13 protein-coding genes are annotated in these 16,059 nt (G+C 57.7%); 5 read left to right on the plus strand and 8 right to left on the minus strand.

What is annotated here, in order from left to right; translation table 11 throughout:
- Positions 1–124: 124 nt before the first annotated feature.
- Positions 125–1,360 carry a HetZ-related protein gene (locus H6G52_RS01915; RefSeq protein ID WP_347343084.1) on the plus strand — a complete coding sequence of 412 codons (1,236 nt, stop codon included), beginning with the start codon at positions 125–127 and terminating at the stop codon, positions 1,358–1,360.
- Positions 1,361–1,579: 219 nt separating this feature from the next.
- On the plus strand, positions 1,580–2,233 hold the full coding sequence (locus tag H6G52_RS01920; protein ID WP_190526040.1) for a hypothetical protein: 654 nt from the start codon (positions 1,580–1,582) through the stop codon (positions 2,231–2,233).
- A 262-nt stretch (positions 2,234–2,495) separates the two neighbouring features.
- Here the strand turns inward: H6G52_RS01920 and H6G52_RS01925 are convergent, their stop codons facing one another.
- The 8 genes from H6G52_RS01925 to H6G52_RS01960 form a co-directional block, all read right to left on the minus strand.
- Complete coding sequence (locus H6G52_RS01925) at positions 2,496–4,787, minus strand: ATP-dependent helicase (protein ID WP_190526042.1); 2,292 nt, start codon at positions 4,785–4,787, stop codon at positions 2,496–2,498.
- 74 nt (positions 4,788–4,861) lie between these two features.
- Positions 4,862–5,578: a YqiA/YcfP family alpha/beta fold hydrolase gene (locus H6G52_RS01930; RefSeq protein ID WP_370567656.1), complete on the minus strand. Its 717-nt coding sequence runs from the start codon at positions 5,576–5,578 to the stop codon at positions 4,862–4,864.
- Between the two features lie 283 nt (positions 5,579–5,861).
- On the minus strand, positions 5,862–6,527 hold the full coding sequence (locus H6G52_RS01935) for a Spy/CpxP family protein refolding chaperone (protein ID WP_190353880.1): 666 nt from the start codon (positions 6,525–6,527) through the stop codon (positions 5,862–5,864).
- A gap of 38 nt (positions 6,528–6,565) precedes the next feature.
- The gene (locus H6G52_RS01940; RefSeq protein WP_190526044.1) at positions 6,566–7,096 is read right to left on the minus strand and encodes a hypothetical protein; all 531 of its coding nucleotides are present in this window, start codon (positions 7,094–7,096) and stop codon (positions 6,566–6,568) included.
- Complete coding sequence (locus H6G52_RS01945; protein ID WP_099533008.1) at positions 7,093–7,731, minus strand: sigma-70 family RNA polymerase sigma factor; 639 nt, start codon at positions 7,729–7,731, stop codon at positions 7,093–7,095. Before H6G52_RS01945 ends, H6G52_RS01940 begins: the two co-directional genes overlap by 4 nt.
- Positions 7,732–8,016: 285 nt before the next feature.
- Complete coding sequence (locus H6G52_RS01950; protein WP_190526046.1) at positions 8,017–8,670, minus strand: hypothetical protein; 654 nt, start codon at positions 8,668–8,670, stop codon at positions 8,017–8,019.
- 444 nt (positions 8,671–9,114) lie between these two features.
- Positions 9,115–9,450 carry an MgPME-cyclase complex family protein gene (locus H6G52_RS01955; RefSeq protein ID WP_190526054.1) on the minus strand — a complete coding sequence of 112 codons (336 nt, stop codon included), beginning with the start codon at positions 9,448–9,450 and terminating at the stop codon, positions 9,115–9,117.
- 130 nt (positions 9,451–9,580) lie between these two features.
- A complete protein-coding gene (locus H6G52_RS01960) occupies positions 9,581–10,324 on the minus strand; it encodes a pyridoxine 5'-phosphate synthase (RefSeq protein ID WP_190526057.1) in 744 nt (247 codons plus the stop codon).
- A gap of 662 nt (positions 10,325–10,986) precedes the next feature.
- Here H6G52_RS01960 and H6G52_RS01965 point away from each other — a divergent pair.
- The 3 genes from H6G52_RS01965 (at position 10,987) to H6G52_RS01975 (ending at position 16,046) form a co-directional block, all read left to right on the plus strand.
- Positions 10,987–11,883 (plus strand): pentapeptide repeat-containing protein, encoded by an 897-nt coding sequence (locus H6G52_RS01965; RefSeq protein WP_099533004.1) that lies wholly within the window; start codon positions 10,987–10,989, stop codon positions 11,881–11,883.
- A gap of 113 nt (positions 11,884–11,996) precedes the next feature.
- Positions 11,997–13,355, plus strand: a complete 1,359-nt coding sequence (gene der / locus H6G52_RS01970; RefSeq protein ID WP_099533003.1) for a ribosome biogenesis GTPase Der — start codon at positions 11,997–11,999, stop codon at positions 13,353–13,355.
- Between the two features lie 231 nt (positions 13,356–13,586).
- Positions 13,587–16,046 carry a VIT domain-containing protein gene (locus H6G52_RS01975; protein ID WP_242026115.1) on the plus strand — a complete coding sequence of 820 codons (2,460 nt, stop codon included), beginning with the start codon at positions 13,587–13,589 and terminating at the stop codon, positions 16,044–16,046.
- Positions 16,047–16,059: the final 13 nt, after the last annotated feature.

Here is a 16,059-nt window from a genome sequence, read left to right on the forward strand (position 1 = left end):
AGACGCGCGATCGGCAATGGGGCTAGCTCCGTAGAGTGAAGCTGTCAAGAGAAACGCACCTCCCAAGCGCTTCCCCGACAACCTTCGTCGTCACCGTTGTGTTGTGCATCCTGAGGTAAGAATCGTGAACGCTCAACTGGCCACCGCCCCCCAAGTCCGCCGCCCTTCCAGCCCCGTTCCCGCCGCGACCGTTGCCCTCAGCCTTGTGCCAGCCCCCGCCGATGCCAGCGCCCAAGTACAGATGTTGTTGGATGAGGTGATGAATTCGGTGGGGCAAATGCCCACCCGCGCGATCGCCACAGTTGAGCGCATCCTGAACGAAGTCAGCCGTGTTTGCCAAAAGAGCGATCGCATCCAAGCTTCCGGTCAAGTGGACGATTGGGCCCTGTCCTTGGCTCGTCACCGGCTCCAAAAATGCCTGGCTTACTATAAGCGCGGCTCCGAGCGTGGCCGAGTGGAACTGCACAGCACCCTCAGCGCCATGGTCTATCGCTACATTGCTCCGGCCCAAGCGGAACTGAGCTTCCAGGCTCGCTACACCCTGATTGAAGATTTCATGCAAGCGTTTTACATCGAATCCCTGCGGGCTTTTCGGCGGGAAAACGACTTGCTTGAGACCTACCAACCGCGCACCCGGCTGGAGTTGGCTGAATATCTCTCCTTCGCGGAGCAATATGCCAAGCGCCGCATTTCCCTGCCCGGTTGCCGCAACCAACAATTGATTGTGCTGCGGGCGAAAAGCTTTGCCCGTCGCCAACCGCCGGAAGTAGCGATCGACATGGAATTGGCCGTGGAAGGGGGCAAAGGCGAAGAGGCTGAACAATATGCCCGCAGCAGCGCCGTGCAGCAAGTGCGCGAGCAGATGGTTTCGGAGGCGATCGACCCGGCGGAAGCTGTCCTGCGCGATCGAATCTTGAACGAACTGGTGGACTATTTGCGCAACCAAGGTCACCACGACTGCGTGGATTACCTGGCCCTGAAAATGCAAGACCTGTCTGCCCCGGAAATTGACGAAGTGTTGGGCCTCAGCCCTCGCCAGCGGGACTATTTGCAACAACGGTTTAAGTATCATGTGGAGCGCTTTTCCCGGATGCACAACTGGGAATTGGTTCACCAGTGGCTCGGGGCCGATGTGGACGATCGCCTAGGGATGTCCGGTGCGCTGTGGACCTTGTTTTGGGAGGAACTGACCCCCGAGCAACAGCAACTAGTGCAACTGAAGCAAGCTCAAAAAGACGAAAAAACCATTGGCAAGGCGATCGGCTGCACCCCCAAACAGGTACAAAAACGCTGGTTCAAGCTGCTGACCTTTGCTTGGCAAGTTCGCAACGGTGAAGTAACGCTGCTGCAAGAGGCCTAGGCGATCGACCCATTTCCCCCTTAGGGGCCGATCGCTCAGGAATTCAGCCCCTTCGGTAACGACGAAATTCAACGGCAGGCCCCGCGCCTGCCGTTTTTGTTAGCTGGTCAACTTCAGGCAATCTGTTAGAGTAATTGGAAGCTCCGCACCACCGACCCTGCGGGCTGCCGCCAAAGCGGTATGCTCGTTTCCAACCGACGAGAAAGACCCACAGCACCTATGAAATCGAAAGCATTTTGGGGCTTGGTTTCCCTGGTGGCGGCTAGCGTGCCTACGGTGGCCCAAGCTGCGCCTGCGTTGAACCCCCACATCAAAGTTGACTACCACGAGCAAAGCCTTGCTCAAGAGGTGGTCTATGGAACCTACTACGATGGCCCTCGCCTGCGCGTGGTGACCGATCCGACCGGTGCAGCTCTGCGCAAGAGCTTTGAGTTCCCGATCGACCTCTCGATGAAGAAAGAGAGCAGCATCACCACCAGCACCCCGATCACCGATCGCTACAAGATTCACCAATTTGGTGATTGCAACAGCGACAACAAAATTACCTTCGAAGACCTCGATATTCACCGGGGCATCTGCAACTCGCGTTTCCAAGCTTGGTCGCGCGAAGTGCAAGAGTGCATGAAGGCTGGCCCTGTGTTGATTCGTGACCTGACCGGTAACGAAGTGTTCATCTACAACAAGGACGGCCAAGAGCTGTCGCGCGATATTGTGCTGAATGCTTCCGGCAAGGCCGTGTGCCGTCAGTTCATCGGCCGCGCCACCCCCGTGAGCATGGATCGTCAGTGCCGTGACGTGGTGGTTGAGCAACGTCCGTTCGTGGCTCCTTCTGCGCCGATGGTTCCCTCGGGCCCGATTCAAGGTCTGTGGTAAATTAGCCCCTCCTGCTCTGGTTGCTGCATTCGGTTTCAACGCCGAATCGTGATCAATGCTGGCGGAGTCTAAATCAGCGGAGTGAAGCAGCGGAGTTTAGATCCGGTCTCAAGACTCTCTAGATTTGCTGCTGCAAAGTGCTCTGGCAAACAACTCTGAAAAGGGTTTTTGGAAAAGGGATTGGTTTCGGCCAGTCCCTTTTCTATTGCTGGTTGCGGTTATTGGTTGCGGTTGTTGGTTGCGGTTGTTGGTTGCGGTTGAGCTAGGGAGCCGATCGCTTGCATTCGGGAAAATCTGTCTCTAAAGCCAAAAATGCAGGGCAGGGCGTTTTGGTGGTGAGGTTTTCGGGCTTGTTCCAGGTGAAGGGAGCCTGTTGTTCGGCCGCCATCCACAGCAGTCGCTTCGCCCGGGTCATGGCCACGTAAAGCAGGCGATATTCTTCGGCCACTTTTAACCAACGGGCTTGGTGGGTGGCGATCGCGATCGGGGGAAGTTTGGCGGCTCCATGCACCCGATCGCGAATTTGGGCCCGTAAACAGTCGCCCAAGTTAAATGCCCCCAAAAACTCCATTTGCAAAGGCACACGCGCTTCGGTGCTGAAATAGTCGCTGTGGAGGAAGGGCAAAAAGACCCCATCCCAGTCGAGGCCCTTGGCTTTGTGGGCGGTGATGATGGTGAGCTGGCCGGGGCGGGTGTAGGGAGACTCGGGCAACTCCTCGGCTTCGACGGGGGCGAAGGTTTCGTTACTGACAATTTCAGCGAGGTTGTTCAGGGTGGTTTCTAGCCGTTGGTCACCCCGATCGCGCTGCACGAGGGTTTCGATCAATTTGTCGGTGGTGGCCAGCTCGGCGCGATCGTAGCCCAAGGTCATGGCCAAAAAGGACAGGAGGGCATAGTGGGGCAAATGCAGCCGGGCGGCCAAAATGCCAGCACAAATGCGCCGGGCCTGGCGGGCCGGTTCTGCCAAGGGTGGATCCAATGGCCCCGGATAGAGAAACTGTTCGGGCTGGGCGGCCAGGCTGTCCAGGTCTTGGGTGGGGATTCGTTGTCGATCGACCAAAACCCGCAGCAGGGCCTTCAGGTATTGGGGTGAGTGGGGCCGATCGAGAAATTGCAACAGGGTCAACATTTCCCCGGGCACGTGGGATTGGCGATCGCTGGCTCCCACTTCGTAAAGATTGAGCCGATCGCCAAATCGATCGCCCAAGGATTTGGCCACCCAGCGCCCCTGATCATTGGTGCGCACCAAAACCGCCAAGCTGAGATCGGGGGCCTTGGCCCACAGGTCGATCGCCCGTTGGCCAATTTGGGCGATCGATTGGTGAATATCGGCGGGCCGCACCAACTCCAGCCCCAATCCGAGCGGCGTTGGGTTGGCGTTCGGCTGGGGGTCGTTGGGTTCTGCTGGTTGAATGCATTGCAACTCAAAGGGTGGCAGGGCCGATCGAGTGCCAATCTGTTGGGTGAGGCGGGGAAATTCCCGATCGTTCGTCCACTGCACCAGGACGTTGGCCGCTTCCAGAATGATCAGGCTGCTGCGTCCCGATCGATCCATTTGGGCAAACCGTCCCTGCGATCGACAGGCTTCGCAAAACCGCCGAAAGAATACCGGGTCGGCCGGCGTGAAGGAGGAGTTAATCGCCTGATTGGGATCGCCCACCCGCACCAAGTTCACCGCATTCGTGGCCGGGTCGATCGCCAATTGTTCCAACAGCCGCGCTTGCAGGGGCGAGGAATCCTGCGCTTCGTCCTCAAACACCGCAAAGATGCGAGATCGCCAGAGACTAGCCGCCTCTGGATCCGCCAAAACCCGCAAGGCCGCCAAAATCATGTCGTCATAGTCGATCGCATTGCGCCGTTGCAGTTGGGCTTCATAGGCTTCGTAGAGACCCGCCGCGATCGCCAAACCCGGGTAGCGATCGGCGGTCAGCTCCGGTGCTTGGCCCATGTGCTGCAAATCTGCGGGTTTCAGACCCGAGCTTTTGGCCTCGCGCACCACCGTTAGCATCAACTCCGGTAACAAATCTGTTCGCAACACGGACAGTCGCCGCAACCGTTCCGCCTCTTCCCCGTCAAATTCCAACCCCTCCAGCAACAGCCCGTAAAGAGATGGGTTTTGGGTAATCCAATCATCCACGGCATTGGCAATTAGTCGGTGCTGGCGATCGGGAGACACCAGGGTGCGGTCGCGCTCCATGCCCGACAGCTCCGGATTGCGTCCGGCAATTTGCAAGGCCAGCCCATGAAGGGTTTGCACCGTGAATCCCTGGCGCGGGAGGCCCAATATTTGCAGGGATTCGCGAATTTTGGCCTTCAGGTGGGCCGCGGCCGATCGGGTAAAGGTCACCACGGCCAATTGGCGGCGCGCGTCCAACTGGAACCGGGCGATCGTTAGGGCTGCTGCTCGGGCCATGCCCGTGGACTTGCCCGCGCCCGGCACAGCCGAAACCGCCAAGGGCCCACCCGCCCAGTCAGCAATTTCCCGCTGGCCCGGCCGCAAACCATCCCGTAACCGTTGCCAAGCGATCTCGTCTCGACTGCTGGTGATGACCATGCTGGCTATCTTGCTCGTGATTTCCGCAATGATTTGGCCCAAAACTATTCGGCCCAAAACTATTCAGCCCAAAACTAATGGAGTGCTTGGGGAGGGTTGAGGAGCTGAAAAAATCGCTCGATCGTTTGCCAAATTGGCTCGATCGCGTCGCCCATGCCGTGATCCGTTTCCAGTTCGATCAACTCCACCCAAGGATGGCTCGCTGCCCACTGCTGACTCAGCTCGATCGACACCGTGCGATCGGCCCGCCCATGCAAAATCACCGTTGGCAACACCCGCTGAAGCTTGGACTGATCATAGCGCTGGGCATCTTCCCAAAAGCCCAACCCCAAGGGCAGCTCTTTCCCCGCCGTGTAGTGATAAACCATCAACTGGCCGCTCCTTTGCCATTGATCTAACTGATCCGGCGACAGGCGATCGTGCCAACTTTGGGGAAATCCCAAGGCCGGAGCCAACAGCCCCAACCGTTGCACCTGGGGGCATTGTTCCGCCAGCCACAGGGCCGTCAAGCCACCAAAGCTCGAACCAATCAGCCCGATCGGTTCCTCCGGTGTTTGGTTAATCAGGGCTTGCACTTGCTGAATTTGGCGGCTGAGGGTCAGTCCGGTGAATCCCCCCTCATTAAAGTCGGGAATTTCAAGGGTGATTTGATGTTGTTGGAATCGATCGGTCAAAGCCCTGGCCTTGAATGAACTGGGGCCCGAAGCAAAACCGTGCAGGTAGAGATAGCGCATCTGGATCCAAGCCAAGGAAAAACAGCAAACGGGCAGCATGATCGCCGTGATCACCACAGTTACGATCCCAACATTGTGATCGCCCTGATTGGTCAAATGTTCACCAAATTTTTAATAGATTCGCAGCAGAAAATTCGCAGCAGAAAACCGCGCAGGACAGGCGATCCTACACGGCTATTGGGTTGCAGCGTTGGCTAACGCTGGGAAGTTGGCTGGTGCTGGGAAAATAACCAAAAAACCTTTGGGAAACTCTCTGAGCAATTCCTAGCAATTTCCCTAGTCATTTCCCTAGAAAAATTGCTTTGAGGAATCAATTGGAGAACACCAACCTATTGCGGCTCTATTGTGGCCGTTGGTTATTAGGCTGCCCTTGGTTATTGGGTTGTCCTTGCCGATTCCAGCCCTGACCACCTTGATTATTAGGTTGCCCTTGCCGATCTCGACCGCCGGGCCCACCCTGGCCGTCGGGGCCGCCATGTCGCCGGCCGGGCCCGCGCTCCTGCATCCGTTGAGCCAATTGTTGCCGCTGGGCCGGGGTCAAAATTTCCCGCATGGCCAACATGCTTTCAAAGCGCAAATCACCCATTTTTTGCATTTCCGCCTGCAAGCGGTTGTGCTGTTGGCGCAGTTGGTCGGCGCTGGCGCTGCCGGCCATCAGGCGGCCCATCTCTTGGCGAACGGTGTCGATCGCGGTTCTTTGTTGATCCATGCGGCTGCGGAATTGTTCGCGCACTTGATCGAGTTTTTGGGTTTGTTCGGTGGTCAAGTTCAGGTCGCGCAACATGCCGCCGGGGCCACCCCGACCGCCCCGTTGACCACCGGGAGGGCCACCGTCTGGGCCGCCGGGGCCGCCCGGGCCGGGGCGATCGTCCATTTGCGACATCCAATCATCATCGGGCCCCGCTTGGGCGTTGGCCAGCGGCACCAGGGCCGCAGTTCCCACGGTGGCGACGGCGGCCATGGCCATGAGGGTGATCTGAAGGCGATTCAAGTTCCAAAATTTCATAACTGACGAACTCCTGAGAGATGCTGATTAATTAGGGGCTAGAGGTAAGGTGTCCATTGATCGGGAAGCGCCATGGCTGAGAGCGATCGGTTCACCAGCTTGGTCGGCTCCGTTTCCCAGGTGTGGGGGTCAAAACTCCAGGGCAGCGAGTCATCGGTGCTGGCCGTTTGGGTGGTGACGTTGCTGGGCGCGAGGGTCATGCCCCAGGTTTCGTTGATGAAGCTTTCGAGATCGGCTTCCGCAACGCTGGGGGCTGGGGCCTGAGTTCCCGGGCCCGGTTGGAAGAGGGCCCAACAGCCGATCGCGATCGCCCCCAAACTGCCTAACCACCATTGCCGATGGCGGCGGGCGGCCCGCAGTTGGCTGGCCTCAATTTCCAACAGCAGCGATCGCTCTAGACCCGGGGCGGCGGGTGGTGGGCTGGGGCGATGTTGGCGCAAGAAGTTCACCAATTTGACATCCTCCTGACCGGAAGGGCCGGCAGCCGGCTGGGCGGGCCGGCGGGGGTTGCCACCGGGGCGGGGTTGAGCGTTAGCCTCATCGGATGGGTGGGATGGGCGATCGGTCATAGTTCCACCCCCTGTTGCTGCAAAAACTGCCGAATTTGGGCCCGGGCGTAAAAGAGCCGCGATTTGACGGTTCCCACCGGAATTCCCAAAATTTCCGCCGCTTCCTTTTGCGAAACATCTTCGAGATCACACAACACCAACACGGCCCTGGCCTCGAACCCCAAGATGGCCAGCGATCGCTGAACCAAGTCTTGGTAGTGCAGTTGGCTGAGGGGGGACTTGTCTTGGGTTCGGGGATCGATCGCCTGTTCGATCGCCCGTTCCGACAAGTCAGGATCCGCCGTCGGTTCTAAGCGGCGGGCGCGGTTTTTGGCCAACTCCCGCCGCCGATCGCTGGCCACATTCCAAGTGATTCGATAAAGCCAAGTGGAAAAGCTGGCCGACCCTCGAAAACGCGGCAACCCTCGCCAAACCCGCAGGAATACCTCCTGCACCAAATCATCTAAACCATCCGCATCGCAGAGGGAATAGAGCGTGGCGCGTACCCGAGCTTGGTGTTGGCGATAGAGATGCTGGAAGGCCCGCGCGTCCCCACCAGCGGCCCGTTGCACGATCGAGCGATCGTCCGTGGCCACCGCCAAAACCGCCGTCCTTTGCCAGCGACCCAATTGAGCATAGAGAGCCTTTCCCAGCATTCAGCCCTTAAACCTAGAAATCCTAGAAACACTGCTGCTGGCGGCTTGTTTGCCCCTCCATGCTCGCAATGCTGTTGAATTGCTCCTTTGGACAGGGGGCTAGCGAAAAAGGTTCAGCGTTGGGGCAAAGTTTTTGGGGTGATTTTGAATAACGGTTTGTTGAATGGCTGGGCGAAAGGGCTGGGATGCTCTTGGGTTAAGGACTTTGCGGGATTTTTGGGAGGTGTTTTTGGGGAATTTTTGAGGAGTGTTTGCGGAAAATTTGAAACAACTCTCCTGGGGCGTTTATCGATCGACCGGTAGGGCGATCGCCTGACGCAGCAACATCACTTGCCGACCGTCCACCACCATGGCCGTGAATCCCCGATCGCTCAAACGGCGCATCAACTCACCCGCCGCCTTGCTGTCCGTGCTGCTCGATGCCAACAGATACGGGCGATCGGCATAGCTGGCTAACCCCACATCCCGGCTCAGAAAATCCCGTAACTCGCGAGCCACCGTCGGGTCGTCAAAATAATTCACCAACACCGCATAGCCATTTCCTAATGCCGTGGGCTGAAAGGTCGCCGCCGCCCGCGCGCTGGGCGATTCGATCGCAAAAGCCTGCAACCCCGTGCGATCGCGCACATAATCGGCCCAAGCCTTGGCAATGTTCAACGAGGGAAACCCTTCCAAGCGCATCACCGCTTCCCCCACGTAGCGACAGGGTTCCGCCGACACATTTTGGGGCAACGCCGTGTAAAGCCGATCTTCCACATCCCGGCTGGCCCGGCGCACCAACAGCAAAAATTCACCGGACTGGGGCGGTTCGCACTCGGGCAAGTCTTCCCGAGTTTGGGCTTGGGCCGCAGGAATCAGACCACCGGCCGCGATCGCCGCCAGGCTGGTTCCGATCACCAGGGATTGCCACAGGGGCCGCCATAACCGCTGTTTCAACATGGTTTTGAGGGTTAGATTCTGATGGTTGGGTTCAGGGGGGTGGATTCTGAGGAATGGAATCTGGGGTGCAGTCTCCCAAGCCTAACCCGAGCGATCGTGAAAAACCGGACTTTCCCCTAAAAACCAATTCCCCCACATTTGGCAATCACCGATCAACGCCAGCAATCACCGATCAGCACCAAAAGGGAGGATCCGACTGCGGATCCTCCCTCTTCCCCAACGCACAGCCCTGGCCAAGACCAATGGGGGTATTCAGCCTTGCGCTGGTTATCGTAGTCGCTTGTGCAGAGCCTAGTAGCGTGACAGGTTTAATCGATTGGGTCAAAGTCACGAAGCCATTCGTAGTAACAAGGGGCTTAAGCCCCTTGCTGCCTAACGAGTTGGTGACGGCAACAGTCATTTAACTCGACTAACTCGACCTATCAAAATAAGCTTGACGCGCTACTAGCTAGCCGAAACGGGAGCCAACGACTTTAACGGTTCCGGAATCGACTCAGAAGGCGCTTCAAACTGGCCCGTCGCCACATATTCCAACCGTAACCGCAACCAGGTGATGAAGGTGGGGTTGGTGGAAATGATCGCCGCCGACGGTTGGGGGCATTGCTCCTTCATTTCCTTGAACTCAGGAGCTTCCAGGAATGCCGGTTGCTCCACCAGCCAAAAGTCAATTTCCTGTTCCCGCTCGTGATAGTTGCGCGTCCGTTCCTTGAGCACTTCTTCAAGGGGTTCTTCTTCCAGGAGAAAATGACGGCTAGCCAAACAGAAGTGATAGGTGGTCATCGGTTTTGGGGAGAGGTAGCAGGTTTACCAGAGGAATTTTAAGGATTTTGAAAACAGGCGCAGTCAACGGAAGTGCTAGCGACTTTGCATTTTAGCGGCCTGGCGATCGAATCGTTGGGCGATCGCACCCCTAGCGACGAAACTTTATATCCAACGCTGCCCGCTGCAAAATTTCCTTCATCTCGCGCACCGCTCGCTCCATGCCCACCAGCGCCGCCCGACTGACGATCGTGTGGCCAATGTTTAGCTCTTCCATGCCGTCAATGCAGGCCACTTCGTAGGTGTTCCAATAGGTCAAGCCGTGGCCCGCATTCACCCGCAAGCCCGCCTCCCGGGCCCGCCAAGCGCCTTGGGCCAAAATTCCCAGCTCCTTGCGCCGCTCTTCGGGGCTGTGGGCTTCCGCATAGCGACCCGTGTGCAGCTCAATGAATTTCGCGCCCGTTTTGGCAGAGGCTTCAATTTGCTTGCTGTCGGCATCAATGAACAGGCTGACGGGAACGTGGGCATCTTGCAGAGCTTCCACCACATCTCCGAGCCGATCGACCGCCCCCACCACGTCCAGGCCGCCTTCAGTGGTCACCTCTTCTCGCCGCTCAGGCACGAGGGTCACGTAATCCGGCTTGATATCCAGGGCGATCGCCACCATTTCATCGGTCGCCGCCATTTCCAAATTCAAATGGGTGCGCACCGTTTGCCGCAACAGACGCACATCGCGCTCTTGAATGTGGCGGCGATCTTCGCGCAGGTGTACCGTAATCCCATCCGCACCCCCCAATTCTGCCAAAACAGCCGCGGCCACCGGATCCGGCTCCACGGTGCGGCGGGCTTGGCGGATGGTGGCAATGTGGTCAATATTGACTCCGAGGGTCAGCAAGGGGACTGTCTCCGGTATGTGAGTGAATAAAATGATGAATAACTAGCGAAATGACCAACGAACTGGGTCAGACTAGTGGACGCATCTGGATTGATGATTGTAGCGAATGTTGCCGATCGATTGGGCAGTTACGACGGATTGCCGGATTGCCGGTTGCTCGGGTTCAATGGTCAAGTCTGTTGCGTTTTAGCCTGCCGAGTCTGGGGCTTTCAAGCTCAGGGTTAATGCAACGGCTTCCGAGTCTAGGGCTGCTGAGCTTGAGCCTGTCGAGTTTCAAGAAACCCAACGAACCCATAAAAAAAATCCCCATTCCCATTGGGAGCTGAGGATTTGGCATTGGGGTGCATCTATTTTCAAAAACTGATTGCTCGATCGCCCAAGGGCCATCCGGATGATTTAGCCACTTTCCTGGCCAATTTGCGGGGCGATCGGGTCAAGCCAGCTAGCTCACGGAAGCCTTTGAAGACTTTTTCATCACCACAGGGCGATGGGAGGCGGGGGCAACCTTGGGTTGCCTTTCAACGGCTTCATTGCCTTGATATGCTTAGTCCAATGGGCAGAACCATTCAATTTCTTCGTCGATCTATTCAATTTCGTCGATCAACCCCCTCTCGTTCCCTGTCGCACCTTGCTGCATCGTCCTCAGAGCCGGAGTCAACAGGATGGCAAACCCCGAGCACCTCGTGCTGATCGAGCAAGGTGCAGATGTTTGGAACCGCTGGCGACGCGCCAACCCCAACGTCTATCCCAACCTCCGCGAAGCCGATCTCAGCAAAGTTAACTTGCAGCAATTTGACCTCAGCCATGCGGATTTGTGTATGGCGAATTTGGAAGGGGCCAATTTGCAGCGGGCCAGCCTTCGCAAAACCAACCTCTACACGGCCAACCTATCGGGGGTGAACCTGCGGGAATCGGTGATGCGTCATGTGGACTTTCGCGAGGCAACCTTGCGACGGGCGGATTTGTGCATGAGTGTGGTGCGGGAGTCGGACTTTAGCCGGGCTGATTTGCGGGAAGCCAGTCTTTACACGGCCAACCTGAAGGGAATTAAGCTGCGGGAGGCGGATCTCAGCCGCTGCGATTTGCGAGAAGCGAACTTGGGCATGGCAGATCTGCGGGAGGCGAACCTGCGGGAGGCTAATTTGAGCCTGGCGATCGTCTGTCTGGCCAACTTGGTGGGGGCCAACCTATATTGCGCCAATATCCGCATGGCGAATCTCAGCTTGGCTAACCTCTGCATGGCCAGCTTGATGAGTGCCAATTTGGATGAGGCGACCCTGATTGGGGCGAATCTCATTGGGGCCAACTTGTATATGGCAACGCTGCGAGATGCCATTTTACGGGAAGCAGATTTGCGGGAGGTGACCCTCAGCCAGGTGGATGTGTCCGGGGCGAATTTAATGTTGGCTAACCTGAGCATGGCCAATTTGCGAGAAGCGAAGTTCCATGGGGCAAATTTGGAAGGAGCCAATTTACACCGGGCGAATCTTTACTCGGCTTCCTTTGAGGGCGCTCTGATGGCGGCGGCGATTATGCCCGATGGCCACAAGCATGAGTGATGGGCCAAGGATTCCTGAATTATAAGAATTCCTGAATTAATCGTGAATTACGTCTTCCAAATCGCGCTATGATTACTAGTTTGGTTTTGAACAAAGAGCGGTAGGTGAGGCGTATGTCTCTTCCGGTGGTGGCGATCGTGGGACGGCCCAACGTGGGCAAATCGACCCTGGTGAATCGGTTCGCGGGGGATCAATCAGCGATCGTGTTCGACCAACCGGGGATCACGCGCGATCGCACCTATCGGCCGGCATTCTGGGGCGATCGGGATTTCCTGGTGGTGGATACGGGCGGGCTGGTGTTTGATGATGACACGGAGTTTTTGCCCCTGATCCGCGAGCAGGCGATGGCGGCCCTGTCGGAGGCGGCGGTGGCGATTTTTGTGGTGGATGGGAAGCAAGGCCCCACCGATGCCGATCGGGAAATTGCCGATTGGTTGCGTCGCCAACCGAAGCCGGTGTTGCTGGCGGTGAACAAGTGTGAATCACCGGATCAGGGCTTGGCTCAGGCGAGTCTGTTTTGGGAATTGGGATTGGGTGAACCCTTCGCGGTGTCGGGGATTCACGGCAACGGCACGGGAGATTTGTTGGATGCGGCGCTTCGCTACCTGCCGCCTGTGGATCAGTTGCCGGAGGAACCGGAGCTGAACATTGCGATCGTGGGGCGGCCGAATGTGGGCAAGTCCAGTTTGTTGAACGCCTTTGTGGGCGAAAACCGGGCGATCGTCAGTCCCATTTCGGGAACCACTCGGGACTCGATCGACATGGTGGTGGAGCGTAATGGCAAGCGCTACCGGTTGATCGACACCGCCGGGATTCGCCGCAAGAAAATGATCGACTACGGCCCAGAATTTTTTAGCATCAATCGGGCCTTCAAGGCCATCCGTCGATCGGATGTGGTGTTGTTGGTGATTGATGTGTTGGATGGCATCACGGAACAAGATCAGCGCCTGGCGGGCCGGATTACCGATGATGGGCGAGCCTGTGTTTTGGTGGTGAATAAGTGGGATGCGGTGGATAAGGATTCCACCTCAATCTATGAATATGAGCGGGAATTGCGTAGCCGTCTCTATTTCCTAGATTGGGCGGAAATGATTTTCACCAGTGCCGTGACCGGTCAGCGAGTCCCGAAAATTTTGGAATTGGTCGATCGCGCCGCTGAGCAACATCGTCGCCGGGTTTCCACGGCCACAATCAATGAGGTGTTGGAAGATGCGCTGCGTTGGCACTCGCCGCCAACCACCCGCCAAGGCAAGCAGGGCAAGATCTATTACGGAACCCAAGTCAGCAGCCAACCGCCAGCGATCGCCCTGTTTGTGAACGATCCCCACCGGTTCAACGACAACTATCGCCGCTACATTGAGGGCCATTTCCGTAAAGAATTGGGCTTTGAAGGCACTCCGGTGAAATTCTTCTGGCGCGGCAAAAAGACCCGCGACGCAGAACGCACCACAAACCGTGCAACCAGGGTTTAGACGGATCCGGAGGGCGATCGTCGATCGCGGAACTAAAACAGAAGCACTACAACAGTAGTACAGCCATGCAAACCCCCGACTCGGGACAGCGCCCCCCAAATGCCCCCAAGGCATGAACAGGAGGGTCAGTCGTTCCGGGTCGAGTTTGGTTGGGCCCGTTGACCGGTGGGCCCGAACGTTGGATGGCGATGGATTGCTAATGGGGCCCGGTGTGAGGCCATGGGGATCGAAATGAGTAAGCAAATGACGGCGATCGGGTGGATGGTGGTGCTGGCTGCGGGGGGCGTAATGGTCCAGTCGTCAGCACCCGTGATGGCGCGATCGATGCCCACAACCGATGCCATGACTGCCATAACTCGCCCCACGGTTGCTCCCGCTGCTCAGTTAACACAACGAATGTCTCCGGAGGGCCGCCCGATGGTTTCGCCCCAGCCCGATCGCCCGGTGGGCGGTCTTTATGCCCCCAATCCCGATGGCTCTCTTGATCGGTTTGTGTTGGATAAAACCGAGGTGACCGCCCAGGTGACCGGCAACCTGTCGCGAGTGACGGTGCAACAGACCTTTACGAATCCGTTCGATCGCCCTTTGGAGGCGGTTTATGTCTTTCCACTGCCGGAAAATGCCGCCGTGGACGATATGGAAATTCGGATTGGCGATCGGGTGATTAAGGGAGACTTAAAAACCCGCGAAGAAGCCCGCCAAATTTATGAGCAAGCCCGCCAAGAGGGTCGCACAGCAGGACTGCTGGAGCAAGAGCGCGATAATATCTTCACCCAATCTTTGGCTAACATTCGTCCCGGGGAAGCGATCCAAGTCACCATTCAGTACACCGAATCCCTGAAGTTTGAAGGGGGGGATTATGAATTTGTGTTCCCAATGGTGGTGGGGCCGCGGTATAACCCCGGCAACCCGATCGGCCCCAATGGCAACACGGATCAAGTGCCCGATGGTTCGCGGATTAATCCGCCAGTGTTGCCCCCCGGCAGTCGATCGGGCCATGACATCAGCCTCCGACTGTCGATCGATGCGGGCGTGCCGATCGAAGCGGTGCGATCGCCCTCCCACAAAATCGACTTCACCGGCAAGGGGCGCTTCACCGCCGTGCAACTGTCCCCAGCGGACTCAATTCCTAACAAAGACTTCATCCTCCGCTATCGGGTGGCGGGGGCCAATACCCAAGCCAGTGTGCTCACCCAAGGGGACGATCGGGGCGGTTTCTTTGGGCTATATCTGATCCCGGCGATTGGCTATCCCCAGCGGGCGATCGTGCCCAAGGATGTGGTGTTCTTGATGGACACCTCCGGTTCCCAACAGGGGCAGCCGTTGGCCAAGTCCAAGGAATTGATGCGCCGTTTCATCAATGGTCTGAACCCCAACGACACCTTCACGATCATTGACTTTGCCAATGCGGCCACCCGCTTGTCCGATCGCCCCTTGCCCAACACCGCCGCCAACCGACAGCGGGCCTTGGGCTACATCGAAGCCCTGCAAGCCAACGGCGGGACTAATCTGCAAGCGGGCATTGATGAAGTATTGCGGTTTCCAGCGGCCGAAGCGGGGCGATTGCGGAGTGTGGTGCTGCTGACCGATGGCTACATTGGCAACGATCGGGAGGTGATCGCCAGCGTTCAGCGCAATCTAAAACCCGGAAATCGGTTGTTTAGCTTCGGGGTGGGCAGTTCCGTCAACCGCTTTTTGCTCGATCGCCTGGCGGAAGTGGGACGCGGAACCCTGCAAGTGGTGCGCCAAGACGAAACCACCGAAGCTCCCGTGGAAAAATTCTTTCGTCAAATTGCCAACCCGGTGCTCACGGAGGTGCGGGTGCGTTGGGAAGGGCCGGGGCCCGGCCCAGATCTTTATCCGGCCGCCGCGCCGGATCTGTTTGCGGCTCAACCCTTGGTGATCTTTGGGCGCAAGGCCGATCGCGCCCCCGGAACCCTAATTGTGACAGGCAGAACCGCCGGTAACCAACCCTTTGAGCAACGGTTCAAGGTTGAGTTTAGTCAGAGTGATCGACCGGCCATTGCTCAACTGTGGGCCCGGTCACGGATCAAAGACCTCATGAATCAGCTCTATGGCAACGAGGTGAAATCCCTGATCGATCGGGTGGTTGAAACCTCCTTGGCCTATCGAGTTTTGTCTCAATACACCGCCTTTGTGGCCGTGAGTGAGGAAGTGCGTGTCAACCCGGATGGTTCAACCCAGCGGGTGACGGTTCCCGTGGAGTTGCCAGAAGGAACCAGCTATGAAGGCTTCTTTGGCGCATCTGATCGCTCCGAGGCAGCCCGATCGGTGGGTGCTCCCCCGCGCCCCACGGGTGGCCGCAGCGGCTTGCAACCCGCGCCCCTCCCGATCGCCCCGCCGCCGCCCGCTGGGGAAGTGGATGGCGATCTTACGTCTCCTTTGCCAACGGGCCCCACGGTGCAGATTGCCAGCGCACCGGGATTGGATCAACGGGCGATCGAGCAGCTCACGCAATACCTCAAACGCAATTTGCCAGCTAATCTGCGGGGGACGTTCGTGGTTACCCTCACCCTGGAACGCGGTTCCGTGGTGGGCGTGGTTTGGGATGACACGGTTTCCAGTGCCCTGACCCCCGAGCAAGCGGCCCAATTCCGGCAAGTGCTGCTGCGTTGGGCCAATGCTCCAGCCAATTTGCGATCGCTTCAATTGCAAGTGGAATTGCGCTAGGGGGATGCCTGAA

It is taken from the genome of Limnothrix sp. FACHB-881, assembly GCF_014698135.1.
Lineage (GTDB): Bacteria > Cyanobacteriota > Cyanobacteriia > CACIAM-69d > CACIAM-69d > CACIAM-69d.

What these genes read in the sequence shown, in the direction of transcription:
- H6G52_RS01920 (WP_190526040.1), top strand. Translation starts at nt 1,580, where the DNA reads ATGAAATCGAAAGCATTTTGGGGCTTGGTTTCCCTGGTGGCGGCTAGC.
- H6G52_RS01925 (WP_190526042.1), bottom strand. Translation starts at nt 4,787, where the DNA reads ATGGTCATCACCAGCAGTCGAGACGAGATCGCTTGGCAACGGTTACGG.
- H6G52_RS01935 (WP_190353880.1), bottom strand. Translation starts at nt 6,527, where the DNA reads ATGAAATTTTGGAACTTGAATCGCCTTCAGATCACCCTCATGGCCATG.
- H6G52_RS01940 (WP_190526044.1), bottom strand. Translation starts at nt 7,096, where the DNA reads ATGACCGATCGCCCATCCCACCCATCCGATGAGGCTAACGCTCAACCC.
- H6G52_RS01945 (WP_099533008.1), bottom strand. Translation starts at nt 7,731, where the DNA reads ATGCTGGGAAAGGCTCTCTATGCTCAATTGGGTCGCTGGCAAAGGACG.
- H6G52_RS01950 (WP_190526046.1), bottom strand. Translation starts at nt 8,670, where the DNA reads ATGTTGAAACAGCGGTTATGGCGGCCCCTGTGGCAATCCCTGGTGATC.
- H6G52_RS01955 (WP_190526054.1), bottom strand. Translation starts at nt 9,450, where the DNA reads ATGACCACCTATCACTTCTGTTTGGCTAGCCGTCATTTTCTCCTGGAA.
- H6G52_RS01965 (WP_099533004.1), top strand. Translation starts at nt 10,987, where the DNA reads ATGGCAAACCCCGAGCACCTCGTGCTGATCGAGCAAGGTGCAGATGTT.
- der (WP_099533003.1), top strand. Translation starts at nt 11,997, where the DNA reads ATGTCTCTTCCGGTGGTGGCGATCGTGGGACGGCCCAACGTGGGCAAA.
- H6G52_RS01975 (WP_242026115.1), top strand. Translation starts at nt 13,587, where the DNA reads ATGAGTAAGCAAATGACGGCGATCGGGTGGATGGTGGTGCTGGCTGCG.